18 protein-coding genes are annotated in these 16,901 nt (G+C 73.8%); 8 read left to right on the forward strand and 10 right to left on the reverse strand.

Features of this window, described 5'->3' with window-relative positions:
• Nucleotides 1-4 precede the first annotated feature (4 nt).
• The gene (locus ACI79Y_RS00180; protein ID WP_457156544.1) at nucleotides 5-835 is read left to right on the forward strand and encodes a regulatory protein RecX; all 831 of its coding nucleotides are present in this window, start codon (nucleotides 5-7) and stop codon (nucleotides 833-835) included.
• 101 nt (nucleotides 836-936) lie between these two features.
• Entirely contained in the window at nucleotides 937-1,155 is a 219-nt protein-coding gene (locus ACI79Y_RS00185) for a hypothetical protein (protein ID WP_457156545.1), read from the forward strand.
• A gap of 126 nt (nucleotides 1,156-1,281) precedes the next feature.
• Here the strand turns inward: ACI79Y_RS00185 and ACI79Y_RS00190 are convergent, their stop codons facing one another.
• The 5 genes from ACI79Y_RS00190 to ACI79Y_RS00210 form a co-directional block, all read right to left on the reverse strand.
• Nucleotides 1,282-1,710: a hypothetical protein gene (locus ACI79Y_RS00190; RefSeq protein ID WP_457156546.1), complete on the reverse strand. Its 429-nt coding sequence runs from the start codon at nucleotides 1,708-1,710 to the stop codon at nucleotides 1,282-1,284.
• Between the two features lie 213 nt (nucleotides 1,711-1,923).
• Complete coding sequence (locus ACI79Y_RS00195; RefSeq protein ID WP_457156547.1) at nucleotides 1,924-2,814, reverse strand: amino acid ABC transporter permease; 891 nt, start codon at nucleotides 2,812-2,814, stop codon at nucleotides 1,924-1,926.
• A complete protein-coding gene (locus ACI79Y_RS00200) occupies nucleotides 2,811-3,458 on the reverse strand; it encodes an amino acid ABC transporter permease (RefSeq protein WP_457156548.1) in 648 nt (215 codons plus the stop codon). The genes ACI79Y_RS00195 and ACI79Y_RS00200 overlap by 4 nt, the downstream gene beginning before the upstream one ends.
• An 87-nt stretch (nucleotides 3,459-3,545) precedes the next feature.
• Nucleotides 3,546-4,436, reverse strand: coding sequence for a glutamate ABC transporter substrate-binding protein (locus ACI79Y_RS00205; protein ID WP_457156549.1), 891 nt, complete (start codon nucleotides 4,434-4,436; stop codon nucleotides 3,546-3,548).
• A gap of 30 nt (nucleotides 4,437-4,466) precedes the next feature.
• The gene (locus ACI79Y_RS00210; RefSeq protein WP_457156550.1) at nucleotides 4,467-5,222 is read right to left on the reverse strand and encodes an amino acid ABC transporter ATP-binding protein; all 756 of its coding nucleotides are present in this window, start codon (nucleotides 5,220-5,222) and stop codon (nucleotides 4,467-4,469) included.
• Between the two features lie 154 nt (nucleotides 5,223-5,376).
• On the opposite strand from ACI79Y_RS00210, the gene ACI79Y_RS00215 reads away from it, so the two are divergent.
• Both ACI79Y_RS00215 and miaB read left to right on the forward strand, forming a co-directional pair.
• Nucleotides 5,377-5,835: a hypothetical protein gene (locus tag ACI79Y_RS00215; RefSeq protein WP_457156551.1), complete on the forward strand. Its 459-nt coding sequence runs from the start codon at nucleotides 5,377-5,379 to the stop codon at nucleotides 5,833-5,835.
• 41 nt (nucleotides 5,836-5,876) lie between these two features.
• Nucleotides 5,877-7,340: a tRNA (N6-isopentenyl adenosine(37)-C2)-methylthiotransferase MiaB gene (miaB, locus tag ACI79Y_RS00220; protein ID WP_457156552.1), complete on the forward strand. Its 1,464-nt coding sequence runs from the start codon at nucleotides 5,877-5,879 to the stop codon at nucleotides 7,338-7,340.
• An 81-nt stretch (nucleotides 7,341-7,421) separates the two neighbouring features.
• Here the strand turns inward: miaB and ACI79Y_RS00225 are convergent, their stop codons facing one another.
• The 3 genes from ACI79Y_RS00225 to ACI79Y_RS00235 all read right to left on the reverse strand — a co-directional run bounded on the left by ACI79Y_RS00225 (nucleotide 7,422) and on the right by ACI79Y_RS00235 (nucleotide 12,133).
• Entirely contained in the window at nucleotides 7,422-8,564 is a 1,143-nt protein-coding gene (locus ACI79Y_RS00225; RefSeq protein WP_457156553.1) for a glutathione-independent formaldehyde dehydrogenase, read from the reverse strand.
• Nucleotides 8,565-8,595: 31 nt separating this feature from the next.
• The gene (locus ACI79Y_RS00230; RefSeq protein ID WP_457156554.1) at nucleotides 8,596-10,149 is read right to left on the reverse strand and encodes an alpha/beta hydrolase fold domain-containing protein; all 1,554 of its coding nucleotides are present in this window, start codon (nucleotides 10,147-10,149) and stop codon (nucleotides 8,596-8,598) included.
• A 220-nt stretch (nucleotides 10,150-10,369) separates the two neighbouring features.
• Nucleotides 10,370-12,133, reverse strand: coding sequence for a DUF349 domain-containing protein (locus ACI79Y_RS00235; protein ID WP_457156555.1), 1,764 nt, complete (start codon nucleotides 12,131-12,133; stop codon nucleotides 10,370-10,372).
• A 40-nt stretch (nucleotides 12,134-12,173) separates the two neighbouring features.
• Between ACI79Y_RS00235 and ACI79Y_RS00240 the strand changes: the two genes are divergently transcribed.
• Genes ACI79Y_RS00240 through dapF form a run of 3 tightly spaced genes read left to right on the forward strand, consistent with a single transcriptional unit; the run spans nucleotide 12,174 to nucleotide 14,697 of the window.
• Nucleotides 12,174-12,866, forward strand: a complete 693-nt coding sequence (locus ACI79Y_RS00240; RefSeq protein ID WP_457156556.1) for a hypothetical protein — start codon at nucleotides 12,174-12,176, stop codon at nucleotides 12,864-12,866.
• A complete protein-coding gene (gene miaA, locus ACI79Y_RS00245) occupies nucleotides 12,863-13,798 on the forward strand; it encodes a tRNA (adenosine(37)-N6)-dimethylallyltransferase MiaA (protein ID WP_457156557.1) in 936 nt (311 codons plus the stop codon). The genes ACI79Y_RS00240 and miaA overlap by 4 nt, the downstream gene beginning before the upstream one ends.
• Complete coding sequence (gene dapF, locus ACI79Y_RS00250) at nucleotides 13,795-14,697, forward strand: diaminopimelate epimerase (protein WP_457156558.1); 903 nt, start codon at nucleotides 13,795-13,797, stop codon at nucleotides 14,695-14,697. The genes miaA and dapF overlap by 4 nt, the downstream gene beginning before the upstream one ends.
• 3 nt (nucleotides 14,698-14,700) lie before the next feature.
• Here the strand turns inward: dapF and ACI79Y_RS00255 are convergent, their stop codons facing one another.
• Nucleotides 14,701-14,901 (reverse strand): hypothetical protein, encoded by a 201-nt coding sequence (locus tag ACI79Y_RS00255; RefSeq protein WP_457156559.1) that lies wholly within the window; start codon nucleotides 14,899-14,901, stop codon nucleotides 14,701-14,703.
• Between the two features lie 72 nt (nucleotides 14,902-14,973).
• Nucleotides 14,974-16,296 (reverse strand): MFS transporter, encoded by a 1,323-nt coding sequence (locus ACI79Y_RS00260; protein ID WP_457156560.1) that lies wholly within the window; start codon nucleotides 16,294-16,296, stop codon nucleotides 14,974-14,976.
• A 66-nt stretch (nucleotides 16,297-16,362) separates the two neighbouring features.
• On the opposite strand from ACI79Y_RS00260, the gene ACI79Y_RS00265 reads away from it, so the two are divergent.
• Nucleotides 16,363-16,893, forward strand: a complete 531-nt coding sequence (locus ACI79Y_RS00265) for an ArsR/SmtB family transcription factor (protein ID WP_457156561.1) — start codon at nucleotides 16,363-16,365, stop codon at nucleotides 16,891-16,893.
• Nucleotides 16,894-16,901 lie beyond the last annotated feature (8 nt).

Below are 16,901 nucleotides of genomic sequence, written 5' to 3' on the forward strand. Positions count from 1 at the left end.
CGCCGTGTCCGAATCGCTGTTCACCAGCGACGGGCCGGCCGAGGAGCACGCACGGCCGGCCGGCGGGGAGACCCGCCGCGCCGGCCGTCGTCGTTCCGGACGGTCGACCGGCGGCTGGTCGGGTGGAGATGACCAGAGGGCGCGGCGCCCTCGAGCCGAGCGTCGTCGCTCGGGGGGTGACGAGGCTCCGGGGCGCGCGCAGGACGATCCGGGCGACCCGGAGCAGGCTGCCCGCGCGATCTGCCTGCGTGCCCTCACGGGGGCGTCGAAGACCCGCAAGCAGCTCGCCGACCTGCTGGCCAAGCGCGAGATCCCCGACGAGGCGGCCGCGGCGGTGCTCGACCGGTTCACCGAGGTCGGGCTGATCGACGACGCGGCGTTCGCCGCCGCCTGGGTGAGCTCACGGCAGTCGGGCCGAGGGCTGGCCCGCCGAGCGCTCGCCGCGGAGCTGCGGGCCAAGGGCGTGGACGACGAGGTGGCCGCTGCGGCGGTCGCCGAGGTCGACCCGCAGGACGAGTGGGACGCCGCGCGCATGCTGGTCGAGCGGAAGCTGCCGTCGATGCGCCGGTTGGACCGGGTGACCGCCGAGCGCCGGCTGGTCGGCATGCTGGCCCGGAAGGGCTACGGCGGTGGACTGGCCGGCTACGTGGTCCGGGAAGCGCTGGACACGCTCGCCGCCGAGCTGCTGGCCGAGGACGAACGGCTCGACGACCTCACGGCCGATGCGGACGACGGGGGCCCGTCCGCCGGCCCCGAGGTGGGGGAGGGGCAGGTACGGGCGCTCGGGCGTCGTGCGGCCCGGCCGGGCGACGTCTGGGAGGACCACCTTCCCTGACGATCGCGTACCTCCCCTGACGACCGCGGGCGGTTCCCGTCGACGTCTCGGGGCATGTTCGACGGGGGCCCCGCCGGTGGGCTGTCGAACGGAGGTCGTCTGTGGAGTGGGTCCTCGTGCTGCTCGCCGTCGCGGTGGTGGTCGCATCGGTCGTCTACGTGGGGAGCCGACGGCGTCGCTGGGAGCGGATGTCCGAGCCGGAACATCCGAGCAACGACCCGCCGGGTCGCGGCGCGGGCGCGGAGAACCAGGCGCCCGACACCCGCGGGGCGGTCAACAAGAGCAGCTGGATGCTCGGCGGGGGCGGCTCCGGCGGGTGAGCGGTGCCGCGAACGCCGGCGGGGCCGGTGCGACGTCCAGGACGTCGCACCGGCCCCGTGTCGTCAGGCGCTCGCGTGCGTGCGTGGTGCCCGGATCCGCCCCCTCACGGAGCCGGACACGACGGGTCAGCGCGGGCGCGGCACGAACGCGCCGGGGGCGCGGTCCAGCCAGGCCGTCACGTCGACCGCGACGCCGTCGGCGGCCTCGTCGTCCGGCACCAGCCAGCGACGGCTGCGCTGCTGGCCCGCGCCCAGCCACCGCTCGATGGAGGCGTCGAACTCCGACATCGACAGGTACTTGCCCAGGTCCGGGGAGACGACCGGTCCCAGGAAGGTCACGTCGTTCTCCACGCCGCCGGGATAGCGCAGCACCACCCGGCAGCGGGAGCGGCGGTGGCGGGCCGGAGGCACCGCCTCGCGGACGATCGCCTCCTCGGCGCCGGCGGCGGCGGCGAAGTTCGCGGCGGACGTCCGGAGCCGGTTCACGAACAGCTGCGAGGTGTGGTCCAGGTCGTAGTCCATGTCGAACCTCGCGGCGAGGGGGGAGGCGGTCACACCCCAGTTCTCGGCAGCGGGAGACCCCGGTCCCACCGGCGGGAGTTGCCAAGCCGCGCCCGCCAGTACGGCGCTGTGTGACCTTCCGGACCGAGCCGTTCCGGTCGGCCCGTCGTCCCGGTGGCTCCACGACGCCGAGGGCCCGCACGCCAGGTGGCATGCGGGCCCTCGGTGGACTATCCGGTCCGCGGTGGGGGCTCGGGGATCGTGGGCTCAGGGAGCGCCTGCGCCGGCGCCCATCTGATCCGCCGGTTCGGCTTCCACGGCCTTGCCGCGCCCCTTGCGGTTGCTGTTGGTCCGCCGCTCCAGGTACTTGGCCAGCATGGACAGCAGCACGTTGATCACGATGTAGATGAGTCCGGCCGCCACGTAGAGCTGGAAGCTGTACCGGTTGCCGAACTCGAAAGTGAAGAACTCGACGAGCTGACGGGCCTGCCGCAGCAGTTCGAGGTAGCTGATGATGAAACCCAGTGAGGTGTCCTTGAGCAGGACCACCAGCTGCGCCACCAGGACCGGCAGCATCCGCCGGGTCGCCTGGGGCAGCAGCACGAGGGTCATCACCTGGGTCTTGCGCAGGCCGAGCCCGAGGGCCGCCTCGCGCTGGCCGCGGTCGATCGACAGGATCCCGGCGCGGAAGATCTCCGCGAGCACCGCCATGTTGTAGAGCACCAGGCCGCCGGTGAGGGCGGTGAAGGCGCTCAACCGGATTCCGTACTTCGGCAGCACGAAGTAGAGCGCGAAGATGACGACCAGCAGCGGGATCGCCCGGAAGAACTCGATGAGCGCCGCGACCGGGATCCGGATCCATCGGTGCTCGGAGAGGCGCCCGACCGCCAGGAGCAGTCCCATCACCGTCGCGAAGACCATGGCGACGGCCGCGACCTGCAACGTGCGCAGCAGCGCCCGGCCCAACGCCTGGGGCACTCCGCTGCTCGGGTCGAAGAGGATCGCCCAGCGGTCGGCCTCCAGCTGCCCGTTGCCGGCCAGCCGGACGAGCACGAAGGCGATGATCGCCAGGATCAGGGCGGCGCCGACGACCGTGCCGATCCGGCTGCGCGCCCGGGCCCGCGGGCCCTGGACGTCGAAGAGCACCGGCGTGGTCATCGCAGGATCGCCACCCGTCGCTCGATGCGGTGCACCGCCAGGGCCGACGGCAGCGTGATGACCATGTAGCCCACGACGACCCCGATCAGGATGGCGGTGAGGTCAGGAGCGCTGGCGTTGACCAGCCGGGGCAGCAGCGAGCTGAGCTCGCTGACCGAGAAGCCGGCCGCGATCGAGGTGTTCTTCACCATCGCGATCAGCACGTTGCCCAGCGGCGGGACGACCGTCCGGAACGCCTGGGGGAGCACAACCTGGCTCAGCGACTGGCCGAAGGTCAGCCCCAGGGCGCGCGCCGCCTCGGCCTGGCCGGGGTTCACCGAGTTGATGCCCGAGCGCAGCGCCTCGCAGACGAAGGCGGCGGTGTACAGGCCGATCGAGAGCACCGCGCCGGGGAAGAAGTCGATGGCGAAGTCGATCTGCGGCAGCCCGAAGATCATGAAGAACAGCACGACCGTGAGCGGGGTGTTGCGGAACATCTCGACGTAGAACGTGGCCAGCCCGCGCAGCGGTGCGATCGGGCTGACCCGCAGCGCCGCCAGGAGCGTGCCGAGGACCAGGGCCACCAGGCCGGCCAGCACCGACAGGCTCAGGGTCGTGAGGAAGGCGTCCCAGAAGAGGTCGAAGTTGTCGATCAGGAACTGCACCACGCCTCCTCTGAGGGCGAGCGGCGGCGAGGCGCCGGCGGACGGGGGTGGGCCCGCCGCCGGCGCCTCGCCGGGATCAGCAGGGGATCAGTAGCGGATGACAGCCGGCGGCTCGGGTGCGTCCGTGCCGGTGATGGCGCCGGCGGTGCGGTCCCAGGCCTCGGCCCAGGCGCCGTCCTCGTAGGAGGCTTCCAGGACGTCGTTGATGAAGCTGCGGAACTCGTCGTCGCCCTTCGTCAGCCCGATGCCGTAGGGCTCCTCGGTGAACGGGTTGCCCACCAGCTCGAACTCGTCGGGCGCGCCGGCGACCAGGCCGGTGAGGATGACGTTGTCAGTGGTGACCGCGTCGACCTGGCCGTTGCGCAGCGCGTCGGCGCACTTGGAGTACACGTCGAACAGCGTCAGCTGCGCCTCGGGGTAGTTGGTGCGGATCTCCTCCGCCGGCGTCGAGCCCTCGACCGAGCAGACGTTCCGGCCGGCCAGGTCCTCGGGGCCCTGGATGTCCAGCGGGTTGCCCTCGGCGACCATGATGTCCTGCCCGGCCTCGTAGTACGGGCCGGCGAAGTCGATCAGCTCCTTGCGCGTGTCATTGATCGTGTAGGTGGCCACGACGATGTCGACGTCGCCGTTCTGGATGAACGACTCACGGTTGGCCGACACCGTCTCCACCCACTCGATGCCCGACGCGGGGATGCCGAGTTCGGCGGCGATCAGCTCGGCGATCTCGACGTCGAAGCCCTCGGGCACTCCGTCCGGGCCGGCCAGGCCGAAGCCGGGCTGGTCGAACTTCGTGCCGACGGTGATCGTGCCGGCGTCGGCGAGCTCGGCCATGGTCGTGCCCTCGTCGAACGAGACGTCGTCGGCCACCTCGGCGCTGCCGCCGGCCGCCTCCTCGTTCTGGTTGCCGGCCTCGCTGGAGCAGCCGGTCAGCACGATGCCCAGGGCCGCGAGGCCGGCGGCGTAACGGGTGATGCGCATGAGAGGTCCTCTCGTCGGTGGTGCGGCGGATCAGTGGTTGAGGATCTTGGAGAGGAAGTCCTTGGCCCGGTCGGAGGACGGGTTGGTGAAGAACTCCTCCGGGGTGGCGGACTCGACGATCCGGCCGCCGTCCATGAAGACCACCCGGTTGGCCGCCCGGCGGGCGAAGCCCATCTCGTGGGTCACCACGACCATCGTCATGCCGTCGCGCGCCAGGCCGGTCATCACGTCGAGGACCTCGTTGATCATCTCCGGGTCCAGCGCGGAGGTCGGCTCGTCGAAGAGCATCACCTTCGGGTCCATCGCCAGCGCGCGGGCGATGGCCACCCGCTGCTGCTGGCCGCCGGACAGCTGGGCGGGCACCTTGTCGGCCTGGGCGCCCACGCCCACCCGGTCGAGCAGCTCACGGGCCCGCTTCTCGGCGTCGGCCTTCGACTGCCGGCGCACCTTGACCGGCCCGAGGGTCACGTTCTCCAGCACGGTCTTGTGCGCGAAGAGGTTGAAGCTCTGGAAGACCATGCCGACGTCGGCGCGCAACCGGGCCAGCTCCTTGCCCTCCTCGGGCAGGCGCTGGCCGTCGATGGTGATCTCGCCCTGCTCGATCGACTCCAGCCGGTTGATCGTGCGGCAGAGCGTCGACTTCCCCGACCCGGACGGGCCGATGACGACGACGACCTCGCCGCGGTCGACGGTCAGGTCGATGTCCTGCAGGACGTGCAGTTCGCCGAACCACTTGTTGACGCCGGACAGGCGGACGAGAGGCTCTCCGGTCGGACGTTCGGTCACAGGCGGTGACCCTAGGTGGCTCCCAGACGCCTGGAGGTCGCCGGGCCATCACGATGCCGTAACGAAGGCGTTCCCCGGGCCTCGCCCCCGGTCATGGGTGTAGCGGCGGTCACGATCCGTGCGTGCCGACGGCGCTCCCGGGTACCGGCGGGGCATGTCGAAGCCCGGTCTGCTCAGCTCGCTCGCCCGTGGGACGGGCGCCGCACTCGCCGGCACGGCGGTGATGACCGCCTTCCAGCGGCTGGTCGAGCAGCCGCTCATCGGCCGCCCGGACAGCTACGCGCCGGCGGAGATCGCCGAGGCGCTGCTGCCGGTTCGCCCCTCGACCCCGGCGGGCCGGACCCGGCTCAACTGGGTGGCGCACTTCGGCTTCGGCACCGTCTGGGGCGTCGGCCACGCGCTCGCCACCCGGGCCGGGCTCCGCGGGCAGCGAGCCGTGCACGTCGTCTTCGCGCTCGGCTATCCCGCCGACGTGCTGGCCGGGAAGCTGCTGGGCGTCTACTCCCCGAGCCGGTGGAGCCGGCAGGACTGGGTGGTCGACGTCGTGGACAAGTACGTCGCGCTGCAGGCCACCGCGCTCGTCCACGACCGGTTCCTGGTCGCCCGCCGCTGAGGCGCGACCGTACGGGCCCGGCAGGTCCGTACGATGCGGTGGTGAACGGCAAGACCTACCTCGTGCGCACGTACGGCTGCCAGATGAACGTGCACGACTCCGAGCGCCTCTCCGGGCTGCTGGAGTCGGCCGGCTACACGGCTGCCCCGGAGGGCACCGACGCCGACGTCGTCGTGCTCAACACCTGTGCCGTCCGGGAGAACGCGGACAACCGGCTCTACGGCAACCTCGGCCACCTGCGCCCGGTCAAGGACGCCCACCCGGGCATGCAGATCGCCGTCGGCGGCTGCCTGGCGCAGAAGGACCGCGGCGAGATCGTCCGGCGGGCCCCCTGGGTCGACGTCGTCTTCGGCACCCACAACGTCGGGTCGCTGCCGGCGCTGCTGGAGCGGGCCCGGCACAACGAGGAGGCCCAGGTCGAGATCGCCGAGGCGCTCGAGGTCTTCCCCTCCACGCTGCCGGCCAAGCGGGACTCCGCCCACTCCGGGTGGGTGTCGATCAGCGTCGGGTGCAACAACACCTGCACGTTCTGCATCGTCCCGGCGCTGCGCGGCAAGGAGAAGGACCGCCGCCCCGGCGACATCCTCGCCGAGGTGCAGGCGCTGGTCGACCAGGGCGTGCTCGAGGTGACCCTGCTCGGGCAGAACGTGAACGCCTACGGCGTCGAGTTCCGCGACCGCGGCGCCTTCGCCGACCTGCTGCGCGCCACGGGCGCGATCGAGGGCCTGGAGCGGGTGCGCTTCACCAGCCCGCACCCGCGTGAGTTCACCGACGACGTCATCGCGGCGATGGCCGAGACGCCGGCGGTCTGCCACCAGCTGCACATGCCGCTGCAGTCCGGCTCCGACGAGGTGCTGCGCCGGATGCGCCGTGGCTACCGGCAGGACCGCTACCTGGGGATCATCGACCGGGTGCGGGCCGCGATGCCCGACGCCGCGATCACCACCGACATCATCGTGGGCTTCCCGGGCGAGACCGAGGCCGACTTCCAGCAGACCCTCGACGTCGTCCGGCAGGCCCGGTTCGCCAGCGCCTTCACCTTCCAGTACTCCAAGCGCCCGGGCACCCCGGCCGCCGAGATGGCCGACCAGCTGCCCAAGGAGGTCGTGCAGGAGCGCTACCTGCGACTCACCGCGCTGCAGGACGAGATCAGCTGGGCGGAGAATCGCGCCCTGGTCGGCCGCCGGGTCGAGCTGCTCGTCGCGGCGGGGGAGGGGAGCAAGGACGCCGACCGCGGCCGGCTGTCCGGGCGGGCCCGGGACGGCCGGCTGGTGCACTTCACCGCCGCCGACGGCGTCCGCCCGGGCGACGTCGTCGAGACCGTGGTGACCGCGGGCAAGCCGCACTTCCTGGTCGCCGACGGCGGGCTGCTCTCGCACCGGCGCACCCGCGCCGGTGACGCGGCCGAGGCCGGCACCCGGCCGACGACGCCCGGCGTGCTGCTCGGCATGCCGGCCGTCGGCGTCCCCGCGCCGCTGCCGGCCGCAGTGCCCGCCTGCGGCTGACGCCGGGCCGCGCCGTTGTGCGCTGACCGTCGGATCGTCCTCGCGGAGATCGACGATCAGCGCACAACGGCGGTGTGGCTGTTACTGGCCGGGCTTGAGCAGGACCTTGGTCCAGCCCTTGTCCCGGTCGTCGAAGTGCTGGTAACCCTCGACGGCCTGGTCCAGGCCCAGCTCGTGGCTGGTGATCATGCCGGGGTTGGCCTTGCCGTCGATGATCAGGTCACGCAGCTGCCGGTTGTAGCGCTTGACCGGCGCCTGCCCGGTGCCCATCGACTGGCCCTTGGTGAAGAAGGTGCCGAACTGCCAGGGGATCCGCCCCTCCTTGGCCAGGTCGCTGGTGGCACCCGGGTCCTGCGGCACGTAGACGCCGACGACGCCGAGGCCACCGGTCGAGCGGACCATCTGGACCAGGTTGTCCAGCACCAGCTCCGGGTGCTCCTCGCCGCCGGAGTCGTGCGCCTGGTAGCCGACCGCATCGACGCCGCGGTCCACGCCGCGTCCGCCGGTGCGCTCCATGACCTGCTCGACCGGGTCGCCGGCGCTGAAGTCGATCGGGGTGGCGCCGTACTTCTCCGCCAGCGCCAGCCGGTCGGGCTCCTTCTCCACGACGAAGACCTCGGACGCGCCGCGGATCATCGCGCTGTGCGCGGCCATCAGCCCGACCGGGCCACCGCCCAGCACGGCCACCCGGTCACCGACCTGGAAGCCGGACAGCTCCACGCCATGCCAGCCGGTGGGGAAGATGTCCGAGAGCATCGTGAAGTCGTTCTCGTGCTCGGTGCCCTCGGGCAGGTGCAGCAGGTTGAAGTCCGCCCACGGCACCCGCAGGTACTCGGCCTGGCCACCGTCGTAGGGGCCCATGTTGGCGTAGCCGTAGGCCGCGCCGTCCATCCCCTCGGTGGGGTTGGCGCGCAGGCAGAACGACGTCCAGCCCTCGGTGCAGTTGCGGCAGGTGCCGCAGGCGATGTTGAACGGGACCGACACCCGGTCGCCGACCTTGATCCGGTCGACGCCGTCGCCGACGGCCTCGACGACGCCCATGTTCTCGTGACCGAGGACCTTGCCCTCCTCCACGGAGGTGCGGCCCTCGTACATGTGCAGGTCCGACCCGCAGATGTTGGTGGTGGTGATCCGGATGACCGCGTCGGTCGGCGCCTGGATCGTGGCGTCCGGCACCTCCTCGACGGTGACGTTCTTGGGGCCTCGGTAGATGACGGCCTTCATGTGCGCGTGCTCCTTCCGGTGGGGGAGACGCTCAGCGGCTGCTGAACGCGCGGGTGAGGTGTGCGGCTGCGTCCTGCTGGGCCTGCTCGGCCTCGTCCAGGACGGCGGCGGCGCCGAAGAACTCGTGCATGACGCCGGCGAAGTAGCGGTGCGTGGTCGGCACCCCGGCGGTCTCGAGGTCGCGGGCGAACTGCTGGCCCTGGCTGCGCAGCACGTCGCGCTCGTCGGTGATGACGAGCGTGGGCGGCATGCTCGCCCGCTGCTCGGGCGTCCAGTCCAGCAGCGCGACCCGCGGGTCGGTGGCCGCCTCGGGCTTGCCCTGGAAGGCGTGCATCGCCATCCAGGACAGCAGCGCCCGGTTCAGCGGGCGGCCGTCGGCGGCGTCCTCCATCGACTCGCCGAACTGCTCGCCGGTGGTCAGCGGGTAGACGCAGACCTGCGCCACCGGGGTCGGCTGGCCGTTGGCGGCCAGTTGCAGTGAGGTGGCCGCGGCCATGGTCCCGCCGACGGACTCCCCGCCAATGGCCATCCGGTTGGGGTCCCCGCCGAGCTGCCGGGCGTTCTCCCGAACCCAGGTCCAGGCCGTCAGGACGTCGTCGTGCGAGGCGGGGAAGACCGCCTCGGGCGCCCGCCGGTAGTCCGGGGAGACGACGATCGCGTTGGTCTTGTTGCACAACCCGCGGCAGGACGCGTCGTAGGTGTCGATGTCGAACAGCACCCAGCCGCCGCCGTGCACCCACATCACGATCGGCACGGGGCCGACGCCGGGGTTGCTCGGCGTGTAGACGCGCAGGGTCTGCTCGCCGCCGGCGCCGTCGGGGATCTTCAGGTCCTGCACCGAGCCGACCGGCTCGGGGCCTTCGATGCCGCGGTCGGCCATGACCTTCTTCACCGCGTCGTCCGGGCCGGGCTGCGTGCGGGCCTCGGTCGGGGTGAGGATCTCGAAGGGCAGCGGTCCGAGCGAGGAGTGGGCGTCGACGATCGCCTGGGCCTGCGGGTTGAGCAGGCCGCTGGCGTCGGTGGCGAGCTCCTTCTGCCGGCCCGACAGCATGTCGCGGACGTGGTCCAGCGGCTTGGCCAGCATCCCGGCGATCTTCTCCGCGATCCCCTCGTCCGGGGCGTGCGGGTGCGGCCGGGTCGGGGCCATCCGCTTGTTGGTCAGGAACTTCTCACCCAGGTCGGCCATCCGCTCCGGACCGGCCTTGGCCCGGAACTGCGGCAGTTCGTCGTTCTCCTCGTCGTCGACGTGGTGCCGGGTGGTCGAGATGAGCTGGGTGACCGCCTCCTCGAACTCCGGCTCGCCGGGCTCGGTGCGGCCGAGGGTCACCAGCAGCTCCTTGATCTGCTGGTGCTCGTGCTCGGCGTCGTCGTGCTCGTCGGTCATCCCGATCTCCGGCCAGATCGGGTAGAGCACCACCTCTTCGGCGAAGGCGTGCGCCGCGAGCTCGAAGGAGACCTGGTCGACCAGCACCCGGCGGTTGCCGCGGCCGGCCTCGAGGTGCTGGAACTGCCGGTCGACGATCGCGTGGTCGTCGGCTATCAGGTGGTCGATGTCGCCGGGCTGGGTGGGGTAGGACAGGGCCACGAGGGCTCCTTCCGGATCGGTGTCGGCCGCGCACGCATGCGGCGCGGCGCATTCCGTTGTCCACGGCCTACCCGTCGTCCCGGGGGCTACACGACCGTTCCGGAGAACACCGAGGGCCCGTCCGGCGAACGGACGGGCCCTGGTGACTGGATGGAGCGGTCAGGCCCCGTCCCGAGGCTCACCCCGAGCTTGCGAGGGGTGAGGAGGACGGGGTCCTCCTTCAGCGGCGGCCGGCGGCCTTCTCAGCCTCGGCGAGCCACTCGCGGCGGCTGGCCAGGTTGGCCTCCGCCTCGCTGATCCGCTTGGCGTTGCCGGCGGCCTGTGCCTTGGCCAGCTGGTCCTCGGCCTTGGTGACCGCCGCGCGCATCGAGGTGAGCAGCGGGTTCTCCGGCTGCACCCGCGGGCGGGAGGCGTCGGCGACGCCGCGGAACTTCTCCTCCACGGCCCGCATGCGGTCCTCGAGCTGACGCATCACGCCGCGGGGCACGTGCCCGATGGCGTCGTAGCGCTCCTGGATCCTGCGCAGCGCGTTCTGGTTGCCCCGGTTGGCCGGGTCGAGCTTCTCGGCCTCGGCGAGCAGCTCCTCCTTGGCCTTCTGGTTGGCCAGCTCGTCGCTGCTGCGCGCCTGGTCGTTGGCGGTGCGGGCGGCGAAGAAGACGTCCTGCGCGGCGCGGAACTTCTTCCACAGGTCGTCGTCGGTGTCCCGGCCGACCCGGGGCACGGCCTTCCAGCGGTCCATCAGCGTGCGCATCGCGGCACTCGTCGGCCCCCACTCGGTGGAGGTGGACAGCCGCTCGGCCTCGGCGATGAGCTCCTGCTTGGCCGCGCGGGACTCGCCCCGCTGCTTGTCCAGCTCGGCGAAGTGCGCGCCCCGGCGGCGGCCGAAGGCGTCCCGCGCCGCCGCGAAGCGCTGCCACAGCGCCTCGTCGGTCTTGCGGTCGATCCCCTTGATCGTCTTCCACTCCTCGACGATCGCCTTGAGCCGGTCGCCGGCGGCCTTCCACTGCGTGGACTCCGCCGCGATCTGCTCGGCCTCGGCGGCCAGGGCCTCCTTGCGCTCGATCTGCACGGCCCGCTGGGCGGCCCGCTCGCGGCGGTTCGCGGCGACGGCGGTCTCGGCCATGCTGCTGATCGCCCGGGCGCGCAGGGCCAGGTGGTCGAGGTCGCCGACGGCGGCGGAGGTGAGGATCTGCTCGGCGAGCTCCTCGGCCTTGGTCTTGATCTCGTTGGGGTTGCCGGTGTGCGCGGCCAGCCGCGCCTCCAGCAGGGCGACCTCGGTGGCCAGGTCGTCGTAGCGCCGGCCGAAGTGGGCCAGCCCCTCGTCGGGGGCACCGGCCTGCCAGGAGCCGACGGCGCGCTCACCGGTGGTGGTGCGCACGTAGACGGTGCCCTCCTCGTCGACCCGGCCCCACTCGGTCGGGTCGGAGGGGGTGACGGCGGGGACGACCAGCGGCTCGGCGGCCGGGGTGCCGGCCCCGCGACCGCGGCCACGGCCGCGGTTCCGGCCCGGCTTCGGCGCCGGGGCGTCGGCGGCGGGCTCCGGCGACGACTCGGCGGCCGGCTCGGCGGAGGGCCCGGCGGACGTGTCGGTGGCGGACCCGGCGGAGGTGTCGGTGGCGGCCGGGGACTCGCCGGCGGGGGTGCCGGCCGCGTCGGTCACCGCCTGGGCGGGGGCCTCGGTGCCGGTGGGGACGGCGGCGTCGGGGGTCGCCGCCAACGGCCCCTCGTCGACCGGTGCCACCTCGGCCGAGGGCTCGGCCGGCGCGGCTGCGGCGCCCTCTGCTGCTGCCGGGGCCTCCGGGACGGCACTGCCCTGCCCGGGGCCGCCCTCCTCGGCGGCGTCGGTGGGGACGGCGGCGTCCGGCGTCGCGGCCAGGGGCCCCTCGTCGACCGGCGCGACCGCGGTCGCCGCCGTCTCGGGGGCCTCCTCGGCGCCGGGGGTGGCCTGCTGCGTCCGGTCTCCGGTGTTCTCCGTGCTCGACACGCCAGCAGTCTCCCACGATGCATCCGCGACACTGCCTGGCGTGAGTCCTCCCTCTCCGGTCACGGTGGCGTTCTGCCCTCAGGCGCCGGTGCTGCTGCCCGTCGTCGCCGGTGCGGCCAGCTACGCCCTGTCGGTGCTGCGGGCCGCGGTGTCGGCCGCGGTGCAGACCGTGCTGGACGCAGAACCCGAGGTCGTGGTCGTCGTCGGCGACGGCGCCGACGGGGTCCGGTTCGGCCCCGGGGACGGCGGTGACCTGCGCGGACTCGGCGTCGACCGGGAGGTGCCCTTCGCCGGCCGGGTGCGGCCGGGGGGCCGGCAGCTGCCGCTGCCACACCTGGTCGGCGCCCAGCTGCTCGACCACGCCGGCCACACCGGCTCCCGTCTGGGGGTGGGCCCCGACGACCTGGCGTGCGCGCTGGCCGACCTGCCCGGCCCGGTCGGCGTGCTGGCCATGGGCGACGGGTCGGCGCGGCGCACCGAGAAGGCGCCCGGGGCCCTCGACCCGGCGGCTGCGCCGTTCGACGCCGCCGTCGCCGCGGCGCTGGCCGCCGGGGACACCGGGACGCTGGCCGGCCTGGACGCCGCCGAGGGCGCCCGGTTGCTCGCCGCCGGGGTGCCGGTCTGGCGGGCCGTGGGCGCCGCGCTCCGGGGCAGGCCGGTCGCCGCGCAGCTCCGTCACGACGCTGCGCCCTTCGGCGTGGGCTACCTCGTCGCCTCCTGGACGGCGCGGTGACCGGGCCGTCCGCGGCCCCGCCGCCGGTGGTCGCCGTCGTCGGCCCGACGGCGACGGGCAAGACCGCCCTCGCCGTCGCGCTGGCCCACCGGCTCGGTGGGGAGGTGGTCAACGCCGACTCGATGCAGCTCTACCGTGGCATGGACATCGGCACCGCCAAGCCCACCGCCGCCGAGCGGGGCGGGGTGCCGCACCACCTGATGGACCTCTGGCACGTGCGCGAGCCGGCGTCGGTGGCCGAGTACCGGCAGCGGGCGCGCGCCGAGATCGACCGGCTGCGCGCCGCCGGCGTCGTCCCGCTGCTGGTGGGCGGGTCGGGCCTGTACGTCCGCGCCGTCCTGGACGAGCTGGACTTCCCGGGCACCGACGCCGGGGTGCGGTCGCGCCTGGACGGCGAGCTGGCCGCCGAGGGGGCGCAGGCCCTGCACGACCGGCTTGCGGCGCTCGACCCCGCGGCCGCCGCGGCCATCCTGCCCAGCAACACCCGCCGGGTGGTGCGCGCGCTGGAGGTCATCGAGCTCACCGGGCAGCCGTTCACCGCCCGGCTGCCCGACCCCCGCCCCGTCTACCCGTCGGTGACCATCGGCCTGGACCGGGCCCCCGAGGAGCTCGACGACCGGGTGGCCCGCCGGGTGGACGCCATGTGGGCGGCCGGCTTCGTCGCGGAGGTCGAGGCCCTGGCGGCCGACGGGCTGCGCGAGGGGCCCACCGCCTCCCGGGCGCTGGGCTACGCGCAGGTGCTCCAGCAGCTCGACGGGGCGCTCACCCCCGCCGATGCGCGGGAGCGCACGGTCACCACCACCCGGCGGTTCGTCCGCCGCCAGCGCTCCTGGTTCCGTCGTGACCCGGGCACGGCCTGGTTCGACGCCGCCCGGCCGGACCTGGCCGACGCGGTGGCCACGGCGATCACCGACCGTACGATCGGCCGGTGATCGACAGCGCTGGTCCCCGGGTCCTCCTCGGCCACGGCACGGAGAACGACTTCGTCGTCCTGCCCGACCCCGACGGCTCGGTGTGGCCGGAGCGCCGGCTGGATGCCGGGCTGGTCCGCCGGCTCTGCGACCGGCGCGCGGGCCTGGGCGGCGACGGCGTGCTGCGGGTCGTGCCCAGCCGGCACGTGCCCGACGCGGCCGCCGTGCTGGGCGACGCGCTGGATGAGTGCGAGTGGTTCATGGACCACCGCAACGCCGACGGGTCGCACGCGGAGATGTGCGGCAACGGCATCCGGCTGTTCCTGCACGTGCTGCTGACCGAGGGCCTGCTGGACCGGGCGGTGGCCGAGGCCGGCGTGCTGGTCGGCACCCGCGGCGGGCCGCGCCGGGTGGGCGCGTTGCCGGACGGCGGGGGCTACTGGGTGGACATGGGCCCGGCCCGGGTGCTCGGCCGCAGCGTCGCCCGGATCTCCGGGCAGGAGTTCCCCGGGCTGGGGGTCTCCATGGGCAACCCGCACCTGGCCGCGCTGACCGACGTCCCGGTCGGCACCCTCGACCTCACGGCCCTGCCGGGCGTGGACGCCGGCTTCTTCCCCGACGGGGTCAACGTCGAGCTGGTCAACGTGCTGGCCGCCGGGGACGCCCCCGGCGGGGCGAGTGCGCACGTCCGGCTGCGGGTGCACGAGCGCGGGGTGGGGGAGACCCGCTCGTGCGGCACCGGCGCCTGCGCCGCTGCCTACGCGGCCCTGGAGGCCGGTGGCCGGACCGCCGGGACGGTCACGGTGGACGTCCCGGGCGGCCGGCTGTCGGTGCGGTTCGACGGGACGACGACGGTGCTCGCCGGCCCCGCCGTCGTGGTCGCCACCGGGGTGCTCACCCCGGAGTGGCTGGCCGGCTGAGCGTCAGGGCCGGTCCGGCTCGTCGGCCCGGGTCTCCGGGTCGTCGGTCGGCGCCTCGGGCTTGTCGCCCGGCCCGACGTTGCCGACGCCGCGTGGCGCGCCGCGACCGGTGTCCTGGTCCGCGCCGCCCAACGGGTTGCGCGGCGGGTTGAGGCCCACGGGGTCGCGGCCGGGGTCGTCGAGTTCCTCGTTCGGGCTGGTCATCGTCGTCCCTCCAGATGCGGATGCGGTCCCCGGCGGGCTACCCGGCGTCCGCCCGGCCAACCAGCCGGCTGCTCAGCCGGCCCGTCCGGGGTCGGCGCCCGCGGTCGGCGTCCGGGCCTCGGGGAGAGCGGTGGCGTCGACGGACCCGGTGGCGGTGAGGTCGTGCCCGTCGGGGAGGTCCCGCAGGTGCAGCAGCGGGCTGGCCACCACCCAGCCGGCGGCGAGCACCTGCCCGGCCGCGGCGATCCACAGCGTCGGCAGCACCCCCAGCCAGGTCCCGAGCGTGCCACCGAGCAGGCCGCCCAGCGGCATGGTGCCGAACACGATGAACCGCACGGAGGCGTTCATCCGGCCGAGCAGCGCCGGCGGGCAGAGTCGCTGCCGGAAGCTCACCTGGGTCACGTTGTAGACGACGACCGCCCAGCTGAAGCCCAGCTGGCCGAGCGTCAGCAGCACCAGGGGTGCGCCGAGGGCGGCCAGCGGGGTGAGCGCGGTGAACGGCAGCATCGCCAGGACCGACACGGGGATGGCCCGGCCCTCGCCCACCCACCGGGCGAAGCGCGCCGCGGTCGCCGCGCCGACCAGGCCGCCCACCGCACCGGCGGAGAAGACCAGGCCCAGGGTGCTCTCCGACAGGTCGAGCTCGCGCAGCGCGTAGAGCACCAGCAGCGTCGTCGTGATCGAGGAGAAGAGGTTCGACGTCGCCGTGCAGGCCACGATCCGGCGCAGCAGTGGCTGCCGGACGACGAAGCGCAGCCCCTCGCCGATCTCGGCGCGCAGCGACCGGCGGCCGGCCCGATCGGGCACCAGGTCGGGCCGGCGGATGCGGCTCAGGAAGAGCGCCGAGACCAGGAACGACGCCGCGTCCAGGGCGATCAGCAGCGGGGCGCCCATCACCCGCAGCAGCACGCCGGTCACTCCCGGCCCGGCGACCTGGGCCACCGCGCGGCTGGCCTCCAGCTTGCCGTTGCCGTCGACGAGCTGGTCGCGGTCGACGAGCGCGGGCAGGTAGCTCTGGTAGGCGACGTCGAAGAAGACCGTGGCGGTGCCGGTGAGGGCGGCGACGACGAACAGCTGGCCCAGGGAGAGCACGTCGAGCAGGTACGCCAGCGGCAGCGTGCCCAGCACTCCCGCCCGCACCAGGTCGGCGGTCACCAGCACCCGCCTGCGCCGCCAGCGGTCCACCCAGGCGCCGGCAGGGAGGCCGATGAGCAGGAAGGCCGCGGTCTCCAGCGCGGTGAGGAACCCCATCTGCAGCGGCGTCGCGTCCAGCAGCGAGACCGCCAGCACCGGCAGGGCGAGGAGGGTGACCTGGGTGCCGACCTGGCTGACGGTCTCCGCGGCCCACAACCTGCGGAAGTCGGGGTGCCTCAGCAGGCTGCGGTCACTGGTCACCGGGCGAGCCTGGGTGAGTGATCGGGAGATGTCAATCACTGTGGTCGACGTCCTACGCTGGCCCGGATGAGCGAGCGGGAGCAGTCGGCGCGGATCTCCGGTGAGCGCCGTCCGGCCACCGATGCCGAGGCGCGGGCGCTGGCCTCCGCCGTCCGGCTGCGGATCCTGCGGCTGTGCCTGCACGAGGCGCTGACCAACAAGGAGATCGCCGCCCGCCTGGACCGCAACCCGGCCAGCGTGCTGCACCACGTGCGCACCCTGGTCGACACCGGCTTCCTCAGCGCCGAGCCGGTGCGGCGCGGCAACCGGGGCGCCCGGGAGGTGCCCTACCGGGCCACCGGGAAGAGCTGGTTGATGGACGGCGCGGGCGCGGCGCCGCCGGGGTCGGACGTGGTGCTGGCGGCCTTCCTCCAGGAGGTCGCCGCCGTGGGCGAGGAACACCTGGAGAGCACCCGGCTGGGGCTGCAGCTGGACTCGGGGACGGTGGCGGAGTTCCGCAGCCGGCTGTACGGACTGCTGGACGAGTACGCCCGCCGGCCGGCGGACCCGGCGGGGGGGCGGTGGTCGGTCTACCTCGGGATGCATCCGGAGCCCTGAGGTGTTGT

It is taken from the genome of Modestobacter sp. SYSU DS0875, from assembly GCF_054050915.1.